At 64.1% G+C, this 26105-nt stretch carries 23 protein-coding genes and 1 pseudogene; 13 read left to right on the forward strand and 11 right to left on the reverse strand.

Annotated features, from left to right (window positions below):
• Nucleotides 1-33: 33 nt before the first annotated feature.
• From pqqA to pedF, 5 genes are all read right to left on the reverse strand, one after another.
• A complete protein-coding gene (pqqA, locus tag LJX93_RS15405; RefSeq protein ID WP_003253598.1) occupies nucleotides 34-105 on the reverse strand; it encodes a pyrroloquinoline quinone precursor peptide PqqA in 72 nt (23 codons plus the stop codon).
• A 229-nt stretch (nucleotides 106-334) separates the two neighbouring features.
• Nucleotides 335-1855, reverse strand: coding sequence for an aldehyde dehydrogenase family protein (locus LJX93_RS15410; RefSeq protein WP_033698479.1), 1521 nt, complete (start codon nucleotides 1853-1855; stop codon nucleotides 335-337).
• A gap of 174 nt (nucleotides 1856-2029) precedes the next feature.
• Entirely contained in the window at nucleotides 2030-2971 is a 942-nt protein-coding gene (locus LJX93_RS15415) for a quinoprotein relay system zinc metallohydrolase 1 (RefSeq protein ID WP_227696152.1), read from the reverse strand.
• Between the two features lie 41 nt (nucleotides 2972-3012).
• Entirely contained in the window at nucleotides 3013-3780 is a 768-nt protein-coding gene (locus LJX93_RS15420) for a quinoprotein dehydrogenase-associated SoxYZ-like carrier (protein WP_227696153.1), read from the reverse strand.
• An 18-nt stretch (nucleotides 3781-3798) separates the two neighbouring features.
• On the reverse strand, nucleotides 3799-4260 hold the full coding sequence (gene pedF / locus LJX93_RS15425) for a cytochrome c-550 PedF (RefSeq protein WP_047583160.1): 462 nt from the start codon (nucleotides 4258-4260) through the stop codon (nucleotides 3799-3801).
• A gap of 251 nt (nucleotides 4261-4511) precedes the next feature.
• Here pedF and exaA point away from each other — a divergent pair, with 251 nt between their 5' ends.
• Nucleotides 4512-6407, forward strand: coding sequence for a quinoprotein ethanol dehydrogenase (gene exaA, locus LJX93_RS15430; RefSeq protein ID WP_033698484.1), 1896 nt, complete (start codon nucleotides 4512-4514; stop codon nucleotides 6405-6407).
• A gap of 64 nt (nucleotides 6408-6471) precedes the next feature.
• On the forward strand, nucleotides 6472-7131 hold the full coding sequence (locus LJX93_RS15435) for a pentapeptide repeat-containing protein (RefSeq protein ID WP_033698485.1): 660 nt from the start codon (nucleotides 6472-6474) through the stop codon (nucleotides 7129-7131).
• A gap of 119 nt (nucleotides 7132-7250) precedes the next feature.
• On the opposite strand, the gene LJX93_RS15440 is transcribed toward LJX93_RS15435, so the two are convergent.
• Entirely contained in the window at nucleotides 7251-7889 is a 639-nt protein-coding gene (locus tag LJX93_RS15440; protein WP_033698486.1) for a response regulator transcription factor, read from the reverse strand.
• A pseudogene (locus LJX93_RS15445) lies at nucleotides 7889-8605 on the reverse strand (sensor histidine kinase); the annotation flags it as partial. The pseudogene LJX93_RS15445 and the gene LJX93_RS15440, both read right to left, overlap by 1 nt.
• A 265-nt stretch (nucleotides 8606-8870) precedes the next feature.
• Between LJX93_RS15445 and LJX93_RS15450 the strand changes: the two are divergent.
• Nucleotides 8871-9431 carry a PQQ-dependent catabolism-associated CXXCW motif protein gene (locus LJX93_RS15450; protein ID WP_047583365.1) on the forward strand — a complete coding sequence of 187 codons (561 nt, stop codon included), beginning with the start codon at nucleotides 8871-8873 and terminating at the stop codon, nucleotides 9429-9431.
• 57 nt (nucleotides 9432-9488) lie between these two features.
• Complete coding sequence (locus LJX93_RS15455) at nucleotides 9489-10154, forward strand: response regulator transcription factor (RefSeq protein WP_033698488.1); 666 nt, start codon at nucleotides 9489-9491, stop codon at nucleotides 10152-10154.
• Here the strand turns inward: LJX93_RS15455 and nahK are convergent.
• Complete coding sequence (gene nahK, locus LJX93_RS15460; protein WP_077068451.1) at nucleotides 10139-12799, reverse strand: hybrid sensor histidine kinase/response regulator NahK/ErcS'; 2661 nt, start codon at nucleotides 12797-12799, stop codon at nucleotides 10139-10141. The two genes, LJX93_RS15455 and nahK, sit on opposite strands and share 16 nt — an antisense overlap.
• Nucleotides 12729-13892 carry a nitric oxide-sensing protein NosP gene (nosP, locus tag LJX93_RS15465; RefSeq protein ID WP_095064535.1) on the reverse strand — a complete coding sequence of 388 codons (1164 nt, stop codon included), beginning with the start codon at nucleotides 13890-13892 and terminating at the stop codon, nucleotides 12729-12731. The genes nahK and nosP overlap by 71 nt, the downstream gene beginning before the upstream one ends.
• Nucleotides 13893-14491: 599 nt before the next feature.
• Between nosP and LJX93_RS15470 the strand changes: the two genes are divergently transcribed.
• The 8 genes from LJX93_RS15470 to LJX93_RS15505 all read left to right on the forward strand — a co-directional run bounded on the left by LJX93_RS15470 (nucleotide 14492) and on the right by LJX93_RS15505 (nucleotide 23657).
• Complete coding sequence (locus tag LJX93_RS15470) at nucleotides 14492-15088, forward strand: paraquat-inducible protein A (RefSeq protein WP_033700120.1); 597 nt, start codon at nucleotides 14492-14494, stop codon at nucleotides 15086-15088.
• Nucleotides 15085-15729 carry a paraquat-inducible protein A gene (locus LJX93_RS15475; protein WP_033698493.1) on the forward strand — a complete coding sequence of 215 codons (645 nt, stop codon included), beginning with the start codon at nucleotides 15085-15087 and terminating at the stop codon, nucleotides 15727-15729. Before LJX93_RS15470 ends, LJX93_RS15475 begins: the two co-directional genes overlap by 4 nt.
• Nucleotides 15710-17365, forward strand: a complete 1656-nt coding sequence (locus LJX93_RS15480; protein ID WP_033698494.1) for an intermembrane transport protein PqiB — start codon at nucleotides 15710-15712, stop codon at nucleotides 17363-17365. Before LJX93_RS15475 ends, LJX93_RS15480 begins: the two co-directional genes overlap by 20 nt.
• Nucleotides 17366-17382: 17 nt before the next feature.
• Nucleotides 17383-17937 carry a PqiC family protein gene (locus tag LJX93_RS15485; protein ID WP_227696154.1) on the forward strand — a complete coding sequence of 185 codons (555 nt, stop codon included), beginning with the start codon at nucleotides 17383-17385 and terminating at the stop codon, nucleotides 17935-17937.
• A gap of 111 nt (nucleotides 17938-18048) precedes the next feature.
• Nucleotides 18049-19836 carry a thiamine pyrophosphate-requiring protein gene (locus LJX93_RS15490; RefSeq protein WP_033698497.1) on the forward strand — a complete coding sequence of 596 codons (1788 nt, stop codon included), beginning with the start codon at nucleotides 18049-18051 and terminating at the stop codon, nucleotides 19834-19836.
• 97 nt (nucleotides 19837-19933) lie between these two features.
• Nucleotides 19934-20461 carry a (2Fe-2S)-binding protein gene (locus LJX93_RS15495; protein WP_227696155.1) on the forward strand — a complete coding sequence of 176 codons (528 nt, stop codon included), beginning with the start codon at nucleotides 19934-19936 and terminating at the stop codon, nucleotides 20459-20461.
• A complete protein-coding gene (locus LJX93_RS15500; RefSeq protein ID WP_227696156.1) occupies nucleotides 20458-21459 on the forward strand; it encodes an FAD binding domain-containing protein in 1002 nt (333 codons plus the stop codon). The genes LJX93_RS15495 and LJX93_RS15500 overlap by 4 nt, the downstream gene beginning before the upstream one ends.
• Complete coding sequence (locus tag LJX93_RS15505; RefSeq protein ID WP_227696157.1) at nucleotides 21456-23657, forward strand: xanthine dehydrogenase family protein molybdopterin-binding subunit; 2202 nt, start codon at nucleotides 21456-21458, stop codon at nucleotides 23655-23657. Before LJX93_RS15500 ends, LJX93_RS15505 begins: the two co-directional genes overlap by 4 nt.
• Before the next feature lie 187 nt (nucleotides 23658-23844).
• On the opposite strand, the gene LJX93_RS15510 is transcribed toward LJX93_RS15505, so the two are convergent.
• A complete protein-coding gene (locus LJX93_RS15510) occupies nucleotides 23845-24207 on the reverse strand; it encodes a hypothetical protein (protein WP_320442640.1) in 363 nt (120 codons plus the stop codon).
• 124 nt (nucleotides 24208-24331) lie between these two features.
• Between LJX93_RS15510 and LJX93_RS15515 the strand changes: the two genes are divergently transcribed.
• Nucleotides 24332-25534, forward strand: a complete 1203-nt coding sequence (locus LJX93_RS15515; protein ID WP_047583372.1) for a zinc-dependent alcohol dehydrogenase — start codon at nucleotides 24332-24334, stop codon at nucleotides 25532-25534.
• A gap of 44 nt (nucleotides 25535-25578) precedes the next feature.
• On the opposite strand, the gene LJX93_RS15520 is transcribed toward LJX93_RS15515, so the two are convergent.
• On the reverse strand, nucleotides 25579-26103 hold the full coding sequence (locus tag LJX93_RS15520; protein ID WP_033698504.1) for a hypothetical protein: 525 nt from the start codon (nucleotides 26101-26103) through the stop codon (nucleotides 25579-25581).
• Nucleotides 26104-26105 lie beyond the last annotated feature (2 nt).

The following is a 26105-nucleotide window of genomic DNA, read 5'->3' on the forward strand; positions in this document are numbered from 1 at the left end:
GAAACGGCCATCGCAACGATGGCCGCAAGGCCATCAACGATTGGCGAAGTACATCGTCACTTCGAAGCCAATGCGCAGGTCGGTAAAAGCGGGTTTAGTCCACATGGGGCAGTCCTCTTCTATTGCCGGGCGATTCCGGTAGAGGCATTAATGCACGGGGGGGCGACGGGCCGAATGCTACTTTGGAACGAGCTTGCGGGGTGCGTTGGTAGGGGGTGACACGGGACATTACGCAAACGGGTGACGCGCGCGCAGAGGCGCCCACCCAGAGCCCTCTGCGCGTGCGTCGTTGCATCCAGGCCCAGCGGCACCCTACCGCTGGGCCTGTGTGCGCTTAGAAGAAGCCCAGCGGATTGATGTCGTAGCTCACCAGCAGGTTTTTGGTCTGCTGGTAATGGTCGAGCATCATCTTGTGGGTCTCGCGGCCCACCCCAGACTTCTTGTAACCACCAAACGCCGCATGCGCCGGGTACAGGTGGTAGCAGTTGGTCCACACGCGACCGGCCTTTATCGCCCGGCCCATGCGGTAGGCGCGGTTGATGTCTCGGGTCCACAGCCCTGCGCCCAGGCCGAACTCGCTGTCGTTGGCGATCGCCAAGGCTTCGGCTTCGTCCTTGAAGGTGGCCACGCCCACCACCGGGCCGAAGATCTCTTCCTGGAAGACGCGCATCTTGTTGTGGCCCTTGAGCAGGGTCGGCTGAATGTAGTACCCACTGGCCAGGTCGCCGTCGAGCCGCTCGGCGCCGCCGCCGGTGAGCAACTGCGCCCCCTCGTCCTGGGCGATCTGCAGGTAGGAGAGGATCTTGTCGTACTGCTGCTGCGAGGCTTGGGCGCCGACCATGGTTTCGGTGTCCAGCGGGTTGCCGCGGGTGATCTTGCCGATCTTCTTCATCACCTCGGCCATGAACGGTTCGTAGATCGACTCCTGGATCAACGCTCGTGACGGGCAGGTGCAAACCTCGCCCTGGTTGAAGAACGCCAGCACCAGGCCTTCGGCGGCCTTTTCGATGAACGCAGGTTCGGCCTGCATGATGTCTTCGAAAAAAATATTCGGCGACTTGCCGCCCAGCTCCACGGTGGACGGGATGATGTTCTCGGCCGCGCACTTCATGATGTGCGAGCCCACCGGGGTGGAACCGGTGAAGGCAATTTTGGCAATGCGCTTGCTGGTGGCCAGGGCCTCGCCGGCTTCACGGCCGAAGCCCTGGACGATGTTCAGCACACCTGCGGGCAGCAGGTCGGCGATCAGCTCGGCAAACACCGTGATCGACAAGGGCGTCTGCTCGGCGGGTTTGAGCACCACGCAGTTACCGGCGGCCAGGGCCGGGGCAAGTTTCCAGGCGGCCATCAGCAGCGGGAAGTTCCACGGGATGATCTGCCCGACCACGCCCAGCGGTTCATGGAAATGGTAGGCCGTGGTCAGTTCGTTGATCTCTGCCGCGCCCCCTTCCTGGGCGCGGATGCAGCCGGCGAAATAACGAAAGTGGTCTGCTGCCAGCGGCACGTCGGCATTGAGGGTTTCGCGTACGGCCTTGCCGTTGTCCCAGCTTTCGGTCACAGCGAGCACTTCCAGGTGCTGCTCGATGCGGTCGGCGATCTTCAGCAGCACCCGCGCGCGCTCCTGCACCGAGGTCTTGCCCCAGGCTTCGGCGGCGGCGTGCGCGGCGTCCAGGGCCAGGTCGATGTCCTGGGCAGTGGAGCGTGGGAATTCGGCAATCGGTTGGCCATTGACCGGCGAGCTGTTGGTGAAGTACTGGCCACCCAACGGTGGCACAAACGCGCCGCCGATGAAATTGCCATAGCGGGGTTTGAAGGCCACGACAGCGCCTGGCGTTCCGGGTTGTGCGTAGATCATGCTGAGCCTCTGCGGGTCGATGCCTGTCCGACGACGGGCGATGGAGCCATGGTAAAAAGCCCCGCGTGCCAGACGAATGCATCGTTGGCAGTGGAGGTCTCGTCATTTGGTAGTAAGGGCACGAAGGGGCGGGGGGTCAGTTTGAGGGTTGTGGTGGTGCGTATATCCTGATCCCTACAACCCCACCCTACCCCCATCAACGCGCTGCAACCGCTGACGTTCGTAACGCGGATAAAGATGGCTGACACTGCGGATCAATTCATATCGGCTCAAGCTGATACTGGCAAACCGCTCGGGAATCGGGCTGCGGATCATCTCGACCATGTCATCCCCCCGCGCTGCACCCTCACGCATCAGGCCATCGAGCCAGCCCAGGTAGTCGCGCATCTGCGCAAACGGCCGCGCATCGCTGGCCACCGGCCCGTGCCCGGGTACAACCCGCTTCCAGGGCAAGGCTTGCAGGGTATCCAGGTCCTTGAGCCAAACCTCCAGCCCCGGGCTGTTGGGCGTGGTCAGAGCACGCTCATGGAACACCAGGTCACCCGCAAACAGCACGCCCGTCTGCTCATCGAAAATCGCCAGGTCAGCGCCGGTATGCCCGCCCAACGCCAACAGCCGCAGCCGGTGGCCGCCAACCTCATGAACGCCTGGTTCCAGCACTCGGGTCGGCAGCACCACCTCGGTGCCGCGCATCCAGTCGCCGACCAGGCGGTACATGTTCTCGGCCATGGCGTCGCCCTGCTGGCGCAAGAGCTCGCCAGTGCCTGCCAGGGCGCCAATCGGCACATCGGCAAACGCCTGGTTGCCTAGCACATGGTCGGGGTGGTGGTGGGTCAGCAGCAGTTCGACCACCGGCTTGTCGGTGATCGCGGCAATGGCCTGGCGCAAGGCCTCGCCATAGCGTTTGGACGGCCCGCTGTCGATCACCACCACGCCGCAGTCGGTGACAATGAACGCCGTGTTGACGACATTGCCGCCATTGCCCTTGGCGAAATTGTCGGTGCTGCCCTCCAGCAACCAGGTGCCCTGCGCGATCTGCCGGGGCGTGAGGCGATAGTCCAGGTCGGCCCAGGCCGGCAGGCCCAGGCATAGCAGCAACAGCAAGGTCCAACGCATGGCGGGCGCCTCGGGTCAGGGAATGAAAGCGAGCAACACGCTCAACGAACGGTCGCCTCGAAGCGGTTGCCACTGTTGTCCTGCAACACCAGCCGGGTCAGCCCAGGGCCCTGGATATCGAAGCCCAGGTTGGGGTTTTCGCTGACCGCCGGGTACAGTTCCAGGCTGGCCAGGCGCTGGCCATCCGCGTCTTGCAACTCGGCATGGTTGAGGAAGAATTCGGGGATGCCGCTGACCAGGCCGTTGTCCATCGGGTGGGCCACCTGCAAACGCAGGCGGCTGGTATCGCCTCGCGGGTAGCGACCGCCCAGCACTTCACCCAGGTGTTCCTCCCAGCCGGGCTGGCTGCGCACCACGCTGGGCGCCGTACAGCCTCCACCTGCAGCATCGATCAAGGTCGAGCCGACATGCCAAAGGCCGTCGCGGGTCAGCACCGCCGCACCCAGCGGCGTGGCCTGCTCAATGCGGATGCGCACCGACAGCCACGGCAGCACGCGCTCGCCCGGCTCGAAATCGACGATGCGCGGCAGCGGGTTGAGCTCGGCCCAGGCAATGATGCGTACCACCTCGCCGGCGAACGCCCGGGCGTCGATTTCCAGCGGCGCCTGGCGTGCGTCCTCGGCAAAGGGCGGCGCCAGCAGCTTGACCCGATCATCGAAGACGAAAGCGGCCTGCCCCAGCAACTGCTTGTGGTAGAAGTCCCACATCACCGACGGTACCGGGTCCGGGTGGGCACTCGCTTCAGTGGCCAGGCCCTGCGCTGCCCAGGGCATCCAGCAGGCCAGCAGCATAGTCGTTCGCCAGTTCATCACCTGCTCCTAGGGTTGTCACTCCTCGACGTGCACGCTGTCCAGGTAGGTGCGCACTGCCCACAGGGCTTCCTGGCTCAGGTAGTCGGCCATCTTTGGCATGTACACCCGCCCGTCACGCACCGCGCCGTGGCGCACCCGCTCGACAAACCACTCATCCCCTGCCTCGCCGACATCGAGCATGCGCAAATCCGGGGCGATGCCGCCGGACTTGGCTTCCAGGCCATGGCAGGCAGCGCAGTTCTGGTTGTACGCCGAGGCGCCGATTTCCACGGCCTTGTCGTGCTCGGCGGAGGTACGGTACGGGTTGACCGCCGCCCAGCCGTCGCCGTCCAGGCTGACCCCGGCGTCCTTGATCGGGGTCAAGCCCTTGGTTTCCACTGCCTGGGGCACCACGTTGCCATGGGCCCAGGCCGTACCGGTCAGCAAAGCGCCGGCCAGCAGGCCTGTAGCGAGCAAGACGTTGCGTTTTGTTGTCATTGTTATGCCCTCAAGTTGCACGCAAGGCCTCAACCACAGAGGCCGTGCCGCCATCTTAGAAACAGCCCGCAGGCGGCCGTATGCTGCTTTGGTGGCCGGGCCTTACTCCCTTGGTAGTAGGGCTTGTGGCGAAGGGCCAAATGAGGTGCCGACCGGGAACTTTTCCCGGCAAGGGCGGGACTTTTTCCGTATCCCCGACAGCCGCCCCGCCCCACCCTGTGCAGGCCAAAACTCCACAGGGAACTGCAACCATGACAATAAGATCGCTACCCGCCCTTTCCCCTCTGGCCCTGGGCGTGCGGGCCCTGCTGCTGGCCGGTAGCCTGGCCCTCTGCACGGCGGCCACGGCGGCCAGCGCGACCGCGGCACCGGCCGGCAAGAACGTGACCTGGGAAGACATCGCCAACGACCACCTGACCACCCAGGACGTACTGCAGTACGGCATGGGCACCAACGCCCAGCGCTGGAGCCCCTTGGCCCAGGTCAATGACCAGAACGTGTTCAAGCTGACCCCGGCCTGGTCGTATTCCTTCGGCGACGAGAAGCAGCGCGGCCAGGAATCCCAGGCCATCGTCAGCGACGGTGTGGTCTACGTCACCGGCTCGTACTCACGGGTGTTCGCCCTCGATGCGAAGACCGGCAAACGCCTGTGGACCTACAACCACCGCCTGCCGGACAACATTCGCCCGTGCTGCGACGTGGTCAACCGCGGGGCGGCGATCTACGGCGACAAGATCTACTTCGGCACCCTCGACGCCCGCCTCATCGCCCTGGACAAGCGCACCGGCAAGGTGGTGTGGAACAAGAAGTTCGGCGACCACAGCGCCGGCTACACCATGACCGGCGCCCCGGTGCTGATCAAGGACAAGACCAGCGGCAAGGTGTTGCTGATCCACGGCAGCTCCGGCGATGAGTTCGGCGTGGTCGGCCAGCTGTTCGCCCGTGACCCGGACACGGGCGAAGAAGTGTGGATGCGGCCCTTCGTGGAGGGCCACATGGGCCGCCTGAACGGCAAGGACAGCACGCCGACCGGCGACGTCAAGGCGCCGTCCTGGCCAGACGACGCCACCACCGAAACCGGCAAGGTCGAGGCCTGGAGCCACGGCGGCGGCGCCCCTTGGCAGAGCGCCAGTTTCGACGCCGAGAGCAATACCATCATTGTCGGCGCAGGCAACCCTGGCCCCTGGAATACCTGGGCGCGCACCTCCAAGGATGGCAACCCCCACGACTACGACAGCCTCTATACCTCGGGCCAGGTCGGCGTCGACCCGAGCACCGGCGAGGTGAAGTGGTTCTACCAGCACACGCCGAACGATGCCTGGGACTTCTCCGGCAACAACGAACTGGTGCTGTTCGACTACAAGGACAAGGACGGCAAGGTGGTCAAAGCCACCGGCCACGCCGACCGCAACGGCTTCTTCTACGTGGTGGACCGCAACAACGGCAAACTGCAGAACGCCTTCCCCTTCGTCGACAACATCACCTGGGCCAGCCATATCGACCTCAAGACCGGGCGCCCGGTCGAAAACCCCGGCCAGCGTCCGGCCAAGCCGCTACCGGGTGAAACCAAGGGCAAGCCAGTGGAAGTCTCGCCGCCGTTCCTGGGCGGTAAAAACTGGAACCCCATGGCCTACAGCCAGGACACCGGCCTGTTCTACATCCCAGGCAACCAGTGGAAAGAGGAGTACTGGACAGAGGAGGTGAACTACAAGAAGGGCTCGGCCTACCTGGGCATGGGTTTTCGCATCAAGCGCATGTATGACGACCACGTCGGCACCTTGCGCGCCATGGACCCGAGCACCGGCAAGCTGGTCTGGGAGCACAAGGAGCACCTGCCGCTGTGGGCCGGCGTACTCGCGACCAAGGGCAACCTGGTGTTCACCGGCACGGGCGACGGCTTCTTCAAGGCCTTCGACGCCAAGACGGGCAAGGAGCTGTGGAAGTTCCAGACCGGCAGCGGCATCGTCTCGCCGCCGATCACCTGGGAACAGGACGGCGAGCAGTACATCGGCGTGACCGTGGGCTACGGCGGCGCCGTGCCGCTGTGGGGCGGCGACATGGCCGAGCTGACCAAGCCGGTGGCCCAGGGCGGCTCGTTCTGGGTGTTCAAGATCCCGAGTTGGGACACCAAGACCGCTCAGCGTTGATCCCTGCGGGGCGCGGCCAGCACGCGCCCCGCAACAGCCCTCCTTTCGCCGAGAGCCTTTTGCCATGAACTACCTGCCTTTTGCCCTGCTGCTGGCCCTGACACCTGCCCTGGCCGCGAACGCCGACGACGATGGCAACGATACCCCCTTGACCGTCAACGGCTGTGTCATCGCCGAAGCGAGCCAGTGCCCGGGGGCCAATCTGCGTGGCGCCAACCTGGCCAACCAGGACCTGCGCAAGATGAACCTGGCCGGCGCCGACCTGCGCGAGGCCGACCTGCGCCATGCCCAGCTGGACCTGGCCAACCTGGAAAAAGCACGCTTGCAGGGCGCCAACCTGACCCGCGCCAGCCTGCAGCAGAGCAACCTGCGCTTGGCAGACCTGAGCCATGCCCGGCTCATTGCCATTCAAGGCTGGGGCCTGTTCGCCCAAGGTGCGCAGTTTGAAAGTGCCGACCTGAGCGCTGCGTACCTGCAGTTCGCCCGGCTTTCTGGGGCGAAGATGCACCAGACCAACCTGCAGGCGGCGGACCTGGAGATGGCCTGGCTGAGCAAGGCAGATCTGCAAGGGGCCAAGCTTGGCGATGCCAACCTGCAGGAAGCCAAGTTTGGCCAGAGCAACCTGGCAGGGGCCGACCTGCGCGGGGCGCGGCAGCATTATGGGAATTTCCAGGAGGCGAATATGGAGGGGTGTGCGGGGTGTCCTGAGACTTGGGATAAATGAGTTGGGGTGTTCGCCGTGGGGTTTTTAGCGCCTGTGAGATCGAGCGCCAAACCTATCAAGCCGAACGCTTGGGGCCTGCCAGATTTTTTGTGTGCCCCCCACAATCCTCATCCCCACCCTCACCCCGCCACCCTCACCACCCCCATGTCGATTCCCAGATGCACCAGCTCGGCATGGGAACTGACTTGCAACTTGCTCTTGAGCAACGTCAGGTGGTTGGACACAGTCTTGGCGCTGATGCACAACTGCTCGGCAATCACCCGCATCGGTGTGCCCTTGGCCAGCATCACGAAAATCTCCATTTCACGCTGGGTCATGCGCCGCATGCGCGGGTCGCTGGCGCTCTGTTGTGGGGTATACGCCAGCTGGGTGGCCAACCCTTGTTCGATGTAGGCATGCCCGGCCAACACCCGCTGCACCGCCTCGATCAACACCTCGGGCGCCGCGCTCTTGGTCAGGTAACCCGAGGCCCCCGCATCCAGCGCCTGGCGCACCAGGGGCAGTTCATCGTGCAGGCTGAAAAACAGCACCCGCAACTGTGGCAGGCGCTGGCGCAGGCGGCGGGTGGTTTCCAGGCCGCTGATGCCTGGCAGGCCAAAGTCCATGATCACCAGGTTCGGCACTTGCTCCTGAACCCGGGCCAGGGCCTCTTCGCCGCTGGCGGCCTCGCGCACCTGCAACGCCGGCAGCACTGCCCGCAGCAGGCTGGCGTAACCTTGACGGACCACCGCGTGGTCATCGACCAGGACGATATTCATCAGACCTCCACGGGCATGTTCAGGGCCAGCGCCCAACCGGCACCCGGCCGGCTGAGGATGCGCAATTCGCCGCCCAGGCTGCGGGCGCGCTCGGCCATCGAATGCAGCCCCACCCCGGGGCGCTGGGGCTGGCATGCGCCGCAGCCGTTGTCGCGGATCAGCAGGCGCACGCCCTTGGCGCTGCGTTGCAGGCGTACCCGCACCTGGCTGGCGCCGGCATGCCGGGCGACATTGGTCAACGCCTCCTGCAGCAACCGATACAAGTGCACCCGGCTTGCCCCACTCAGCGTCGGCAGGTGCTCAGCGACCCGCAGGCGGCAATCGATGCCCTGGCTGGCCTGCCATTGGCTTACCAACTGGCCGAAGGCTTCGGCCAGCGGTACCTGGTGCAAGGCCACCGGATACAGGTCGTGCACCAGCGCACGAAAGCCCTGCTGCAGGTGATCGCAATGGAGTGCCAGGGCCTGCGCGGTCTGCTCCACCCGCGCAGGCTGGTCGGCCACCCTGCGCAGCAGGCAGGCCTGGGCGCGGATGCCCGCCAGGTATTGCCCGAGGTCATCGTGCAGGGCCTGCGCCAGCCGTGTGCGCTCCTGCTCCTGCACCGCCAGCAGGGCCTGAGTCAGCTGGGCATTGGCGGCCTGGGCCTGGGCCAGCTCATCCAGCAAACCCCTGCCCCGGCGCACCGCCCAGCGGATCTGCAGCAACGGCAGGAGCAGCACTTTGACCAGGCGCATAGGCGGTTCTCCTCAAGGGTTGCGCGCCCAGCCTGGGGTGCGCTGCTGCCCATCGTAGAACCGAGCACCCCCAGCGGATTTACTACCTTGGTGCCGGGTAACCGCTACTTTCTGCATAGGCCCGCAACCCACTGGGGTCATCAGCCACGGCCAACTACTACTTTAGTACTGGCTTTGCTGTCTATCGTCGCATTCACAAAGCCCCCCTGCTGGCATGTAATGGGCCTATAACAAAAAGGACAAAGCCATGCCACGTGCCCTGCCCAGGCTGCCGCGCCCTTTGCTGGCGGCCCTTTCGCTGAGTCTGTCGCTGGGCGTCGCCCAGGCCGACACGACGCCGCTGTTCTCCGCCGAGGGCTATCGCACCGCCCTCTATCGCAGCCCGACCCCGCACCAGGTCGAGGGCGCCCAGGTTATCGATACCGCCACACTGCAGGGCCTGCTGGGGCAACAGCCCATGCCGGTGCTGGTCGATGTCTATCGCCGGCAATGGCTGCAAGGGCGCTTCATCGAAGACCACCCCCACACCAACCTCCCCGGCAGCTACTGGCTGGCCAACACCGGTGACGGTGAGCTGAGCCCGCCCTGGCAAGCCTACTTCGCACGCCATCTGCAAAAAGCCACCGGCGGCCATGTGGATCAGCCGCTGGTCTTTTACTGCCGCGCCGATTGCTGGTTAAGCTGGAACGCGGTAAAACGCGCAGCGACCCTGGGCTATAAGAACCTGTATTGGTATCGCGATGGCCTGGACGCCTGGCAAAACGCCAAGCTGCCGCTGCAAGCCGCGCAGCCAGAGCCCTTTCCCTGAACTGACCGCCTGCGAACGCGTGCCCGCCCCATCCAAGAACAACGAGGTGAAAAGGCCATGTACAAAATTCTGATTGCCGACGATCACCCACTGTTTCGCGAAGCCATCCACAACGTCATCAGCGATGGTTTCCAAGGCAGCGAAGTCATGGAAACTGCCGACCTGGACAGCGCCCTGGCGCTGACCCAAGCGCATGACGACCTCGACCTGATCCTGCTCGACCTGAACATGCCAGGCATGCACGGCCTCAATGGCCTGATCACCTTGCGCAACGAAGCACCGACCACACCGGTGGTGATCGTCTCGGCCGAGCAGGAAAAACAGATCGTGCTGCAGGCCATCACCTATGGCGCCGTGGGGTTCATCACCAAGTCCTCGCCGCGCTCACAGATGATCGAAGCGATCGAGCAGATCCTCAACGGCAATGTCTACCTGCCCCCAGACATCATCCGCGCCCAGAAGCCCGGCACCAGCCGACGCCTGAACGAGGCCCCGAGCTTCCCGCCGGAGATGCTCCAGGCCCTGACCCGCAAGCAACTGCTGGTACTGGAACGCATGACCAAGGGCGAATCGAACAAGCAGATCGCCTACACCCTGGACATCGCCGAAACCACGGTCAAGGCCCATGTCTCGGCGATTCTGCGCAAACTCAATGTGCACAATCGTGTACAGGCGATCCTCAGTGCCGGCGATATCGACTTCGGCGACTACCTGCGCCGCTGATCAGGCTGCGTGGCGTTGCCGGCCAGCAGGTGGCTCATCGCGGTCTTGAGTTTCATAGGCCGCACCGGTTTGTGCATCAGGGTGTGGCCCAACTCACGGATCTGTTGCTTGAGTTCGTTGCTGTAGTTGGCGGTGATCATCATCACCGCCAACGGCACCGCACGGCGGGCATTGATCCGCGCCACCGCATCAACGCCATTGCAGCCGTTGCCCAGGTGGTAGTCGGCGATCAGCAGGTCGGCTTCGGCGTGGTAGTTGTCCACCTGGCGCGCCAGGTCTTGCTCCGAGAGTGCCGTGACCACCCGGCAACCCCAACCTTCCAGCAGTGTGCGCATGCCGGCGCAGATCGCCGCGTCGTTATCCAGCACCCAGACCCGCGCCCCGCGCAGGCGTTCGAGCATCGGCTCGCTGATTGCCAGGCTCGGCTGTGGCTTGGGCGCGGTGGCGCTCAGCGGCACCTCGACAGCGAACACCGAGCCCTTGCCGAGCCATGAGCGCACACGGATCCGATGGCCGAGGATGCCGGCGATCTTCTCCACGATAGCCAAACCCAGGCCCAAGCCTCGGTCCTGGTCCGGGCGCTGCACATCGCCACGCTTGAACTCCTGGAACATTTCGTCAAAGCGTTCTTCGGCGATGCCGATCCCGCTGTCCCACACCTCGATCCACAGGCCGCGGTGCTGGCGCCGACAGCCCAGCACCACGCGGCCACTGCGGGTGTAGCGGATGGCATTGCTGAGCAGGTTGCGCAGAATCCGCGCCAGCAGCTGGATGTCGCTGTGCACCACGGCCGAACAGCCCACGAAGTGCAACTCAAGCCCTTCGCTGCGCGCCACCTGGGCGTACTCGGCGGCGAGGTTGTCCATCAGCTCGCTGAGGGCGAAGGGTGCGATATCGGCCTTGATCACCCCGGCATCAAGCTTGGAAATGTCCACCAGGGTGCCTAACAGGTTTTCCACGTCTTCAAGGGAATTGCTGACATTACGCACCAGCTGAACACTCTGTTGCGGCTCGCGGCGCTCGAGCAAGGCGCTGGTGAACAGCCGCGCCGCGTTCAAGGGTTGCAGCAGATCATGGCTGACGGCGGCCAGGAACTTGGTTTTCGACAGGTTGGCCTGCTCGGCCTCGCGCTTGGCCTCGCGCAAGCGCGATTCAGCGTGGCTGCGCTCATCGATCTCGCGCAGCAGCTGGTCGTTGAGGCGGGTCAGTTCGGCGGTGCGCTCGCGCACCCGTTGCTCCAGGTTCTGGTAGGCCTGGTGCAGGGCCTCGGCGGTCTTGCGGCGCTCGGTAATGTCGCGGATCAGCACGAAGATCCCCACCACTTCACCGTTGGCCAGGCGGTTGGGGACGTAGGAGCGCAGCATGTAGCGCTCCTGATCGTTGATGTTGGTTTCGGCAAGCTCGAACGTCACGCTCTCCCCCGCCAGCGCCCGCGCCACGTAGGCTTCAAGGCGCTGGTAATGCTGCTCGCTGTGGGCCTCGCGCAGGCTCTGGCCGAGCATTACGCCGCGCGGCCAGCAATACCACTGTTCATAGACCTTGTTGGTGAACTCGTAGACCAGGTCGGCATTGAGGTAGGCGATCAGCGCCGGCACATGGTCGGTAATCAGCCGTATCCAGCGCTCGCTTTCGCTGAGGGCTTCGGCGTGCTGGTAGCGCTCGGTGATATCGGTGAAGGTGTTGACGAAACCGCCGGTGGGCAGCGGATGCGTACGGATTTCCAGCATGCGCCCGTCGTACAGGCGTTGTTCGCACTCGTGGATGACCCGCCCGTTGGCGTCGCGGCTGTCTGGGGTCAACAGGCTCAGTTCGCTGTCGCCGATCACCTCGGCAAAGGGCCGGTGGGCAGCGACTGGAGCCAAGCCGCTGAGCTCCAGAAAACGCCGGTTCCACAGTTCCAGAACCCCCTCGGCATTGACCATGGCCACCCCCTGGGACAGGTTGTCCACCGCCCGCTGCAACAGGTGCGACTTCTGTGCCACGGCCTGCTCGCGGCGCAGGGTTTCGCTGAGCTTGACCTCGGTGATATCGGTAAACAGGATCACTCGCCCGCCTTCGCAGGTCGGCCGTTCACTGACTTGCAGCCAGCGCCCGTTGTACAGCCGGTACAGCAGGTGCTCGTCGGCGTGCCCGCGGGTTTCTTCGCTGAACAGGCCACTGGCCGTCATCAGCCGCTTGACCTCGGCCAGGCGCATCCCGGCAATGATGCGCACCCGGGTGTTGGCCCAGAAGGCCTTGAAGCGGCTGTTGCACAGCACGATCCGCTGGTTCTGATCGAACAGCACGAAGGCGTCCGAGATGCTTTCGATGGCGTCGATCAGGTGCTGGTGGGCCGTCTCGGCCCGCAGTCGGGCTTCGCCGAGCAGATGGTTGCCGGCCTTGAGCTCGGCCATGGCCTGGTTCAGGGCATCGGTGCGTTCACGCACCTGCTCGGCCAGCACTACCGAATGCTGGAACGCCGCGTACGGGTCGTTGCCACGCGTCACGCCGGACTCGATGCGCTCGATCAGTGCGCCATTGATCCGCTGCAGCTTATGGTTTTCGTGCTGCAGCCGGGCGACCTCGGCCTGCAGTTCAGCGGCTGAGCGCAGCTCGGTTGCGGGCAATGGCGACCCCGGTGAAGGTCTGGTTGATGTGCATGCCATTGAACTGCTCTCCGTAGGTGTTGAAGCCCATCACCCGCTGCTCGCGCAAGAACCCGCCGACCTGCGCCAGGCAGCCCTGGGCTTCCAGCTCCAGGCGCCGCAGGAAGCAGTCACAGCCGATGGTCAGCAGCAACGGGCCGAGGCGCCGGTGCAAGCCATCGAACACGTTGTGCAGGTTCGGCAACAGTGGCCCTGGGGCCATGGCCGTGAGCACGATGCCGTTCTCCACCGCGCAGTAGAAGCTCAGGCTCAGGTCCGGGTGCACTTGCTGGATCGCCCGCACGTAGTACTGGTCGTGGAGACGTACTGCCAGCGGGTGGGCGGCGAAAACCCGGTGATCGAGCTCGGCCACCGGCACGCCGATGTGCCGGGCGTACTCCTCGGCAGCGGGTTCGGCATTGAGCTCGAAGACCCGGCGCTGGGCACTGTCGGCGCCGGTCACCACCAGCTTTTCCTGGCGCGGCAGGATGTGGTGGGTGGTGAACACTTCGAAATCGAGCCAGGTGTTGACCAGCACCACCACCGCCGCACCGCTGTGGAAGGCGCCGCCGAAGTACACATGGGTGCGGGTCAGGTAGTTGTCATCGCCGGCCGAACCGCCGAAATGCGGGATGTCCCCCAGTGCTGCGCTCAGGGCGGCGAGGATCATCTCCTCGCGGCTGGACAAACCGTCGAGCAGGGTCAGGGCAAAGCTGTGGCCTTTGATCGGCGCCAGGGTATTGCTGCGGCAGGTGCCGACCAGGCGCTCGACCCGCTGTTGGGCGTCGATCAGGCTGAAGTGCTCCATTTCATCGATCAGTTCGGTGGCGATGGAGAAATGCCGATGATCGAACCCCACTGCCGTCACGCAATTGCGGCCGTAGCCCAGCGGGGTGATTTCGCCGGCACTGGTGCAACCGACCAGGCGGATGCCGCCGAAACCTTGTTCGAGGGCCTCGCCCAGCTCGCGTAGATTGTATTCGGCCGAACAGAAGAACAGCACGAAGCCCAGGTGCGGGTGCAGCAGTTGCCGCGCCAGGTCCTGGGCCGCCAGCCGCGCGTCGGTTGCCTGTGACATGGCGCTGACAACACCGTCGTTTTGGGCCTGCTGCATCGTGGTCTCCGGCGCGGGGTGTCTGAGGCTTGAGTGTACGGAGGACGCACGGGGGGACGAATGCTACTTGGGTAGCGGGTTTGGGGTTCGATGGGTGTAGAGGGGGGGCGGATTGGGGCTTGGCGCGAGATAGGGTTAGGGCTTGCAGGTGCCAGGCTTGGGGTTTTCAGTGCCTGTGAGATCGAGCGCCGCAGGTGCCAGGCTTGGCATTTTCAGCGCCTATGAGATCGAGCGCCGCCCGCGCGGCGCATCGCGACGCAAGGCCGCTCCTACATCTGTTTCGGGCCAATTATTCCTCTGGCATTGGCGCGCGGCCCCTTGGTGCCCCCCTCAATATCGCGTCGTACAAACAAGGCGGTCGCGCGCAAATGCCACTGGCCTCACTGGCCCGAAACAAATGTAGGAGCGGCCTTGCGTCGCGATGCGCCGCGCGGGCGGCGCTCGATCTCATAGGCACTGAAAACCCCAAGGCGAACACTCCGCGTACGCCCCCTGGCCAGCCAAGGGCCAATCCGTGTTTCGTCCGCCGGCCATTTGCCTAATGCTAGAGCGCTTCTATATTCAGAAAGGCCTCACTGCCGGTTGATCAGAGCATCATGATGTCCACACCCGAGCAATTGATCATCTGCGAGCACTGCGATTGCGTTTATCAGAAGGCATTGCTCGCCAAACATCAGAAAACCGTGTGCACGCGCTGCGGCGGTGTGCTGCAGCGGCACAACGGCTTGACGGTGGAACAACGCCTGGCATTAAGCTTCACGGCTGCGGTGCTGTGGTTGTTTGCCAACTTCTACCCGGTGATGAGCATCAGCCTGCAGGGGCTTAAAAACAGTGCCACGTTATGGGACTCGGTGCTGGCATTGAGCCAGGGGCCGATTACCTTCATGGCCATGGTCGCGGCCATTTCGATCATCATCGCCCCCGCCTTCCAGCTGCTGTTGCTCATCTGGGTGCTAGGTTTTGCCCTCACCGCCCGCCGCTCCCCCGCGTTCAAGCTGTGCATGCGCTGGCTGGAGACCTTGCGCCCCTGGAGCATGCTCGAAGTGTGCCTGCTGGGGGCGATGGTGGCGGTGTTCAAACTCGCCGGTATGCTCGATGTACTGCCGGGTATCGGCCTGCTCGCACTGGCCGTGTTGAGCCTGTTGATGATCCGTATCGCCGGGCGCGATATTCGTGACTTGTGGGACATGCCATGAGCCGGCCACCAACCGCCAGCGAGCTTGACCTGTGCCTGTGCCACAGCTGTGGCCTGGCCTGCGACATGCACGACGAACCGCACCAGTGCCCGCGCTGCGACGCCCCTTTGCATCGGCGCAAGACCAATTCCCTGGGCCGCACCTGGGCTTACCTGCTGGCCGCCCTGGCCTTCTATGTACCGGCGAACGTGCTGCCGGTGATGAACACCATGATGCTCGGCAGCGGCGCCGACAGCACCATCATGAGCGGCGTGCTGGAGTTCTGGGAGCACGGCGCCTGGGACATTGCGCTGATCATCTTCATCGCCAGCATCGCTGTGCCGGGGGTGAAGTTCGTGGCCCTGTCGATGCTCTTGATCACCGTCCAGCGCGGCAGTACCTGGGCGCAACAGCAGCGCTCGAAGCTCTACCGTTTCGTTGAACTGATCGGCTATTGGTCGATGCTCGATGTGCTGGTGGTAGCGCTGGTCGCGGCGCTGGTGAAGTTTCAATCGCTGGGTGACATCGAGCCGCGTCCGGGCATCCTGTTCTTTGGCCTGGTGGTGGTGTTCACCATGCTCTCAGCGATGAGTTTCGACCCCCGCATGATCTGGGACACGCCACCTGACAAGGAGCTCATGGATGACCCCATCCAGCAATGACCGCCCGCCCATTCCCGGCCCTGCACCGGTCAAGACTCGGCGCTTCGGCTTTTCCCTGGTGTGGATCGTGCCCATCGTGGCCGTGCTGGTCGGGCTTTCCCTGGTCGTGCACAACCTGATGCAGGAAGGCCCGACCATCACCCTCACCTTCAAGACCGGCGCGGGGCTGGCGGCCAACAAGACCGAGGTACGTTACCGTAACGTGGTGATCGGTCACGTCACCGAAGTGGCCCTGAGTGACGACCAGAAAAACGTCAACGCCACCGTCAAGCTCGACAAGCAGGCCGAGAGCTTCACCCGCGAGGACTCGAAGTTCTGGGTAGTCCGCCCGCGCATCGGCGCCGGTGGCGTGTCGGGCATCGACACCCTGCTTTCGGGCGATTACATCGGCGCCGACATCGGCCAGTCGAGCACCCGCGTGAAGCACTTCATCGGCTTGGAGAACCCGCCGGCCATCACCTACGGCGAGCCCGGCAAGCACTTCACCCTGCACACCCAGGACCTAGGCTCGCTGGACATCGGTTCGCCCGTGTATTACCGCAAGATCCCGGTCGGCCAGGTGGTCGCCTACGCCCTCGACCAGGAAGGTAAAGGGGTGGACGTGGAGATCTTCATCCATGCACCCAACGACGCCTTCGTGAGCGCCAACACACGCTTCTGGAACGCCAGCGGCATTGATGTGGAGGTCGGCGCCAATGGTTTTGCGCTGAAAACCGAGTCGTTGTCGTCGATCCTGGTCGGCGGCATCGCCTTCCGCGCGCCGGACTACAACCCGAACGACACGGCCGCCAGCGAGAACCAGCGCTTTGAACTGTTCGCCGACCAGGCCGGTGCATTGGCCCCGCCCGCCGGCAAGGCGCAGTACCTGGCGCTACGCTTCGACCAGGCGATGCGCGGCCTCAAGGTCGGTGCGCCGGTCGAGTTCCTGGGCGTGGAGATTGGCCGAGTGGTCGCGGTGAACCTGGACTACGATGAAGTCAAACGCAGTTTCCCGGTGAATGTCGGCATCGTCATCTACCCTCAGCGCCTGGGCCGTGCGCACGAGAAAATGATCAAGGCCCTGCAGCACGACCCCAATGACGAAGCCTCCGCCGCCAAGCTGATCGGCACCTTCATCGACAACGGCCTGCGTGCCCAGGCGCGCAGTGGCAACCTGCTCACCGGCCAGCTGTACATCGCCCTGGACTTCTTCCCCAAAGCCGAGAAGGTGGCCTTCGACCCGACGGCCCGCCCGGTGGTCATCCCGACCATACCAGGCAGCCTGGAGCTGCTTCAGGAGCAGTTGCAGACCATGGTCGACAAGCTCAACCGGCTGCCGCTGGAGCGTATTGCCGGTAACCTCGATGCCAACCTGGTAGAGCTGCGCAAGGGCCTGACCCAGTTCAACGCACGGACCTTGCCAGGGGTGCAGAACACCCTGGCAGAGGTCAGCAATACCCTGAAGTCGGCCAATTCGACCCTGGCCGAAGACTCGCCACAGCGTGAACAGCTGACCCAGACGCTCGACGAGCTGGGGCGCATGTCGCGCTCCCTGCGCGAGCTTGCCGACTACCTGGGCCGCAACCCCGAGTCGCTGATCCGTGGCCGCCCGGACAACGCGGGGCCGATGGACCTGCAAGGGCCGCCCCGCAAATGACCACAGGAGTGTTGAACATGACCCATCTGCCAAGGATTACCCTGCTGGTCGCGCTATTGGCCCTGGGCGCTTGCCGCAGCGACCCGATCCAGTTCCATACCCTCACGCCGGCGCAGCCGGCACCCACGTCGCACAACGCCGCGGACGAGATCCTGATCGAAAGTGTCAGCGTTCCGCCACAGGTCGACCGGCCACAGCTGGTGATCCGCCAGGGCGACAGCAGCCTGGCGATTCTCGAGACGCAGTGGTGGGGCGCCACGCTGGTGGATGAGCTGCGCAGCGCGTTGGTCGACCAACTGAGCAATACCCGCCCCGCTCGCAAGCTGTCCCTGCGCGTGGATGTGCAACGCTTCGATTCACTGCCGGGGCAGTACGCACTGCTGGACGCCAGGTGGCGCTTGCGCGCCCGCGAAGCCAATACCCAGCTGACCTGCCGCAGCACCTTGCAGACCGCCGCTGGCAGCAGCATCGATGACGTGGTGATTGCCCAGCAAGCCAACGTCAAGCGCCTGGCGGCCCTGATCAGCCAGGCCGCCGCGTCGTCAAGCGGCACTTGCCCTGCCAATGGTTGAAGCGGCGGGGTCGTCACGCCAGCCGCCGCGCTAGCAGTTGTTCACACCGTTGAAACTTTCCCAGCGCAAGCCCAGTCCAGACCCCTATCGACCACAGCACGGGAGCAGACAATGACGGGCACGGTAGGCGACTTTCTGGTGGAGCGTTTGTATCAATGGGGGGTGCGGCGCATCTTCGGCTACCCCGGCGACGGCATCAATGGCGTGTTCGGCGCGCTGAGCCGGGCCAACGGCAAGATCCAGTTCATCCAGGCGCGCCACGAGGAGATGGCCGCGTTCATGGCCAGTGCCCACGCCAAGTTCACCGGCGAACTGGGCGTGTGCATTGCCACTTCAGGCCCCGGCGCATCGCATTTGCTCACGGGCCTGTACGACGCGCGCATGGACCACATGCCGGTGCTGGCCATCGTCGGCCAACAGGCACGGGCGGCACTGGGTGGCCACTATCAGCAGGAGCTGGACCTGCTGTCGATGTTCAAGGACGTGGCCGGTGCATTCGTCCAGCAGGCCTCCACACCTTCGCAGGTACGCCACCTGCTCGACCGCGCCGTGCGCACTGCCGTCGGCGAGCGGCGGGTGACGGCGGTGATTCTGCCCAATGACCTGCAGGACCTGCCCTACCACGAACCGCCACGTGCCCACGGCACCGTGCATTCGGGCATCGGCTACAGCAAACCCAAGGTGGTGCCCTATGACAGCGACCTGCAACGCGCCGCCGAAGTGCTCGACGCCGGGCGCAAGGTCGCCATCCTGGTGGGCGCCGGGGCCTTGCAGGCAACCGATGAAATCATCGCCATCGCAGACACGTTGGGCGCTGGGGTGGCCAAGGCGCTGCTGGGCAAGGCTGCAGTAGCCGATGACCTGCCCTGGGTGACCGGCGCCATCGGCTTGCTGGGGACCGAGCCCAGCTACCAGATGATGAACGAATGCGACACCCTGCTGATGGTCGGTTCGGGTTTCCCCTATGCCGAGTTTCTGCCCAAGGAGGGCCAGGCCCGTGGCGTGCAGATCGACCTGCAACCCGACATGCTGAGCCTGCGCTACCCCATGGAGGTCAACCTGGTCGGTGACGCTGGCGAGACCTTGCGTGCATTGCTGCCCCTGCTGCAACACAAGACCGACCGGCGCTGGCGCAAGAAGGTCGAAGGCTGGCGCGCACGCTGGGACAACACCCTGGCCAAACGTGCCATGGTCCATGCCGAGCCGATCAACCCGCAGCGCGTGGTGTACGAGCTGTCCCCGCGCCTGCCAGACGACAGCATTGTGACCAGTGATTCCGGCTCTTGCGCCAACTGGTATGCGCGCGACCTGCAGATTCGCCAAGGCATGCAGTGTTCATTGTCCGGCGGCCTGGCCTGCATGGGCGCCGCCGTGCCCTATGCCATTGCCGCGAAATTCGCCCATCCGCAGCGCCCGGTGGTGGCCCTGGTCGGCGATGGCGCGATGCAGATGAACAACCTGGCCGAGCTGATCACCGTGGCCAAGTACTGGCAGCAGTGGGAGAACCCGCAATGGATCTGTGCGGTGTTCAACAACGAGGACCTCAACCAGGTCACCTGGGAACAGCGGGTCATGGAAGGCGACCCCAAGTTCGAAGCGTCGCAGTCGATTCCCGACGTGCCCTACCACCTGTTCGCAATCTCCATCGGCTTGCAGGGCATTTTCGTCGACCGTGAAGAAGACATCGCAGCCGCCTGGGAACGCGCACTGAACGCCGATCGCCCGGTGCTGATCGAGTTCAAGACCGACCCCAACGTGCCGCCCCTGCCGCCGCATATCAAGCTGGAACAGGCGAAGAAATTCGCCAGTACCTTGCTCAAGGGCGACCCTGACCAGGCCGGGGTCATCGTGCAGACGGCCAAGCAGGTGCTCAGTTCGGTGTTACCGGGGAAGAAGTGACGGCAGCTGGGCAGAAACGCTGAACGTTTGCCCGCCAGGGTCAGTCGCACACCGTAGACGCAGTCGACTGTGCGACCCCCAATCGTGAGGACACCCAATGAGCGCAAACTCCCCCCAGAGTGGCGAAGCACACCCCCTCCGCCTGACGATCAACGGCCAGGCCAGGTCGCTGCAGGTTTACCCCTGGACGACACTGCTCGACCTACTGCGCGAGCAACTGGACCTGATCGGCACCAAGAAAGGCTGTGACCATGGCCAATGCGGTGCCTGCACGGTGTTACGGGACGGCAAACGCGTCAACGCCTGCCTGACCCTGGCCGTCATGTGTGACGGCGCTGACCTGGTCACCATCGAAGGCCTGGCCGAGGGTGACGAACTGCACCCCCTGCAGCGCGCATTCATTACCCATGATGCCTTCCAGTGCGGTTACTGCACCCCAGGCCAGATCTGCTCCGCCGTTGGCCTGGCAGAAGAAGGGCGCGCCTGCACGCGCGAAGCCATTCGCGAGCAGATGAGCGGCAACCTCTGCCGCTGCGGGGCCTACAGCAACATCATCGCGGCGGTGGAAGAAGCACTGCCGCTGATGCGCGCCAAGGCCAACCTGCCGGGAGGGCCGCGCGCATGACGCCGTTCAGCTACCACAAGCCGGCATCGGTCGGCGAAGCCGTCGGCCTGGCCGACGTGTCCTCACGTTTCATCGCCGGTGGCACCAACCTCGTCGACCTGATGAAAGAAAACGTGGTGCGCCCCGAGCGCCTGATCGACATAACAGGCCTCGGGTTGAACGGTATTCAGGCCTCCGCGAACGGTGGCGTGCTGATCGGCGCACTGGTCAGCAATGCCGAGCTGGCCTGGGCCTCTGTGATCGAACAGCACTATCCCCTGCTGGCCGAGGCCATTCTGGCAGGCGCCTCGCCGCAGTTGCGGAACATGGCCAGTACCGGCGGCAACCTGTTGCAACGTACCCGCTGTTACTACTTTTATGACACCGGCACACCCTGCAACAAGCGCGAGCCAGGCAGCGGCTGCCCGGCGCGCACAGGCCTGAACCGTATCCACGCCATCCTCGGTGCCAGCGATGCCTGCGTTGCGACACACCCTTCGGACATGTGTGTGGCGCTGGCAGCGCTCGAGGCCGTGGTCCATGTGCAGGGCCGGGCCGGCAAACGCCAGATACCCTTCGCCGACTTCCACCGCCTGCCCGGGGACGCACCGGAGCGCGACAATCAACTGGCCGCCGATGAGCTGATAACCGCCCTCGAACTGCCGCCCCCCACGTTCGAAGACCACTACCGCTATTTGAAGATCCGCGATCGGGCGTCTTATGCGTTTGCACTGGTATCGGTTGCCGCCGGGTTGAACCTCAATGGCGGCGTGATCCAGGACGCACGCCTGGCGCTGGGTGGCGTGGCCCACAAGCCCTGGCGAGACCCGGCTGTCGAACGCACGTTGATCGGCCAGGCGCCCACGCAGGCGCTGTTCACCCAAGCGGCCGACGTCCTGCTGCAAGGGGCAGAACCCTTGGCCCACAACGGCTTCAAGGTGCCCCTCGCGCAACGTGCCATCGTGCGCGCATTAAGCGATGCGGCGCTCGGGGCAAAAGCCAGGGGGGCAACTTCATGAACATCAAAACAGCGGTAGTGGGCACGGCCATGGACCGTGTCGACGGTGTGGCGAAAGTCACCGGGCAGGCGCGCTATGCGGGCGAGTACCCAGAGGCCGGGTTGCTGCATGGCAGCGTGGTGTCCAGCACGATCGCCCGTGGGCGGGTGCTGAGCATCGACACTGCCCAGGCACTGAGCGTGCCGGGGGTAATCGCCGTGCTGGACCATGCCCATCGCCCTCGCGTTTCCAGCTACGACGACGATTACAGTGACGCCGACTCGGCCGAGGGCACGCCATTTCGGCCGTTGTTCAACGATCGCGTGCTGTACAGCGGCCAGCCCCTGGCGCTGGTGGTCGCGCAAAGCCTGGAGCTGGCAAGGTATGCAGGCTCGCTGGTGAAGGTCGAGTACCTCGAAGAACCCCATGAAACCGACCTGGCCAGCGTACTCGACAAAACGCACCCGTCACCCGCCGAAACGCCCGCCCCTCGCGGCGATTTTACCGGGCAGTTTGCCAACGCCGCGGTGCAGGTAGACGCGACCTACCTCACTGCCAACGAACACCACAACCCGATGGAGCCCCATGCTTCGACGGTGCTGTACCAGGCCGACGGCAGCCTGGAAATCCATGACAAGACCCAAGGTACGCAAAATTGCCAGGACTACCTGCACAAGGTATTCGACCTGCCCAAGGAAAAAGTCCGGGTGCTGGCAGCGTTCGTCGGCGGTGCCTTCGGCTCGGGGTTGCGCCCGCAGTACCAGCTGCCCCTGGCGGTGATGGCGGCCTTGCACCTGCAACGTTCGGTGCGTGTCACGCTTACCCGCCAGCAGATGTTCACCTTCGGCTACCGGCCCCGCACCCAGCAACGGCTGCGCCTGGGGGCCGATTCGCAGGGGCGGTTGCTGGCGATTGCCCATGACGCGCTTGGCCAGACCTCACGCTTCGAGGACTTCACCGAGCACCTGGTGGAATGGAGCGGCATGCTCTACCAGTGCGACAACGTTGCCCTGAGCTACCGCCTTGCGCCCCTGGATGTGTACACCCCGCTGGACATGCGCGCACCGGGCGCCGCGTCCGGGATGATCGCCCTGGAATGCGCCATGGATGAGCTGGCGTGCGCAGCCGACATCGACCCGCTTGAGCTGCGCCGTCGCAATTTCGCCGCCATCAATGGCAACGAGGGCAAACCCTATTCGAGCAAGGAGCTGTTGGCCTGCTATGACCAGGGTGCCCAGCGTTTTGGCTGGGGCAACCGCCGCCCACAACCCCGCAGCATGCGCCATGGGCAGCAGTTGGTTGGCTGGGGCATGGCAGGCGGGGTCTGGGAGGCCATGCAGATGAAAGCCAGTGCCAAGGCGCGCATCGATGGCGCAGGGCATTTGACCGTCAGCAGCGCGACTACCGACATCGGCACCGGCACCTACACCGTCATGACGCAGATCGCGGCCGACGCCGCTGGCGCCCGTGTGCAAGACGTGACCTTTGTGCTGGGGGACTCTTCGCTGCCGACCGCGCCGCTGCAGGGTGGGTCTTTCACGGTGTCGTCGGTAGGTTCGGCCGTGCGCCAGGCGTGCCTGGCCCTGCGCAGCAAGGTGCTTGCGCATGCACGCCAGCATTACCCTGAGGTCGGTAAAGCGCCGGTTGAAAAAATCACGTTCGCTGACGGCTACCTACAGGCAGGCAACCACCGCCTTGCACTTGCGGACATCGTGGCCAGTGCCCCCGAGGGGTTTTTCGAGGTGCAGGTCGAAGCAGCGCCCAGCGCCAAGCGCAAACCCTTCGCCACCGCGACCCATTGCGCCGTGTTCGTCGAGGTGCAGGTCGATGAAGACCTGGGCTCGGTCAAGGTCACCCGGGTGGTCAGCGCTGTGGCAGCGGGCCGCGTCGTCAACCCCAAGACCGCACGCAGCCAGATCCTCGGCGGTGTCATCTGGGGTATCGGCATGGCATTGCACGAAGCGACGCAAACCGATCACCGCTTGGGGCGAATCCTCAACCACAACCTGGCGGAATACCACATACCGGTAAACGCCGACAGCGGTGAAATCGAGGTTATCTTCGTCGAAGAGCACGACGACATCGTCAACGAGCTGGGCTCCAAGGGCGTGGGGGAAATCGGTGTGGTCGGGGTGGCAGCGGCGGTGGCCAACGCCATTTACCACGCCACCGGCAAGCGGGTGAGGGAATTTCCGATCACGCTCGATAAGCTGCTGTAGCACGCCCTCAGCTCAGGCAGGCCAGCGTTGTCAGGGCATTGCCCAAGGCTGCGCCCGAAGCGGTATTGTCGAAGATGCACCAGGTCGGCCCCCCCGCGGCATGGCTGCGCTGCAGCCGTGCCGCCAGGTTTTGTATCGGCCTCAAACCGCGCCGGGCTGGCAGCCACTCAGGCGACCTGAAAATCAATCATACTGGTGTTCCTGAATGAGGTGCCGGCGCTGTAACACGCCCGTATGCATGCACAACGGGGGTATGAAAAGCATGATAATCCAGGCCCGCCACCGCCTTGAGAAAGGCCCAATCGGCCAGGCGCCGCAAGTCACGCCACTCTTGCCATTCGATCAGGTGCAAGCGGTCCATTTCATCGGCCTGGCGTAGCAGCTGCTCGTGATAGCTGCTGGGGCAATCGCGGCGCAATTGCTGGTCGTCGAAATGCTGGAACCATCGGTTGATGGCTTCGAGGCGGCGCTGCGCCAGCCCTGCCTGCTGTGTAAACGCATTCATCCCGGTCATCCCGCGCGCTTCTGACAATCGAGCCGTCGGCAGCAAGATAGGTTCATTCAGAACTATCAACGGTCGAAGTCGCCGCTGAACCTGTTGGTCTGAACTTTGCCGTGCCCGCCAGTTTCCTCTGCTTAGCCTCGTACATCCACCACTGCAGGAGATGCATGCCATGAGAGCGTTGACCTATCACGGAGCCAACGATGTCCGGGTCGATACCGTGCCTGACCCCAGCCTTCAGGAGCCGGACGACATCATCCTCAGGGTGACGGCCACCGCCATCTGCGGCTCGGACCTGCACCTCTATCGGGGCAAGATCCCGCAGACCGAATCGGGCGATATCTTCGGCCACGAATTCATGGGCATCGTCGAGGCCACCGGCAAGGACGTCACCCACCTGCAGGTTGGCGACCGTGTGGTGATCCCCTTCGTCATCGCCTGCGGCAATTGCTTCTTCTGCCAGCACGATCTGTTTGCCGCGTGCGAAACCACCAATACGGGGCGCGGCTCCATCGTCAACAAGAAAGGCATCCCACCGGGGGCTGCCTTGTTTGGCTACAGTCATCTGTATGGCGGCATTCCTGGCGGGCAGGCCGACTATGTGCGCGTGCCCAAAGCCAATGTCGGCCCGTTCAAAGTGCCCACCGACCTGGCCGATGACAAGGTGCTGTTTCTCTCCGATATCCTGCCGACCGCCTGGCAGGCGGTGATCAATGCTGAAGTCGGCCCGGGTTCGTCGGTGGCAATCTACGGTGCCGGGCCGGTGGGGCTGCTGAGCGCTGCCTGTGCGCGAATGCTTGGGGCACAGACCGTGTTCATGGTCGATGACAATGACTACCGCCTGGCGTATGCCCAAGAGGCTTACGGGGTTGTCCCGATCAACTTCGAGCAGGATGACGACCCGGCCGACAGCATCATCCGCCACACACCGGGGATGCGCGGTGTGGATGCCGTGATCGATGCAGTCGGCTTCGAGGCCAAGGGCAGCACCGCAGAAACCGTGATGACGGCGCTGAAGATCGAGGGCAGCAGCGGCAAGGCCTTGCGCCAAAGCATCGCTGCCGTGCGTCGCGGCGGCGTGGTCAGCGTGCCCGGGGTGTATGCCGGCTTCATTCATGCCTTCATGTTCGGTGACGCGTTCGACAAGGGCCTGACGTTCAAGATGGGCCAGACCCATGTGCACAAGTACCTGCCTGAACTGCTGGAACATATCGAGGCCGGGCGCCTGCAACCGGAGATGATCGTTACGCACCGACTTGCCCTGGAAGAAGCAGCCCTTGGCTACAAGCTGTTCGACCAGAAACAGGACAGTTGCCGAAAAGTCATTCTTGTTCCGGGGGCGGCACCCGGAACCCTGGGCAGCGACTTCGCATAGCGCTGATGAGGGCGGTGCAATCAAGCCCCGCCCTCCCCAACCGATCAGGCCAGCTGGATGTACACCGCGTAAGTGCCCAGCAGCACCCAGAAGCCGAGAAAGATCCAAGGCGTGCGAAGTGAGAACAGCAGGGATTTTCGATGCCCTGCCCGGGAGGTTTCAGCCTCACAGAACAGCGGCGATTCGTCATAGGCCAAGCCCATCATCGGCTCACTGCGCAGCAGGTGGCTTTGCTTGAGCTGCCAGTGATCGATGATCCGATAGGCAGCGCGAATACCCGGCCAGGCATTGAGCGAACTCAAAACACCCAGCAGCGCGAGAAAGGCAGGCACGATCAGGGTGAACATCTCACCCCAGCTCTGGTTCAGGTTGCCCATGGATGACACGAACGCAATCACCAGAAAAGACTGTGCAGCAAGATAGGCGTCGGTACGGTTGGCCAGGATGGTGGTTTCGTACTGGATTTCCCTTCGATAGAAATCAAGACGTTCCTTGGCGGTACCAAACATTCTTGCATTCTTTTCCTCGATCTCATGTTCAGGCGTCGATGGCGTGATGATACGAGGCACTT

The sequence above is a fragment of the Pseudomonas sp. HN2-3 genome (genome assembly GCF_020691745.1).
Classification (GTDB): Bacteria; Pseudomonadota; Gammaproteobacteria; order Pseudomonadales; family Pseudomonadaceae; genus Aquipseudomonas; species Aquipseudomonas capeferrum.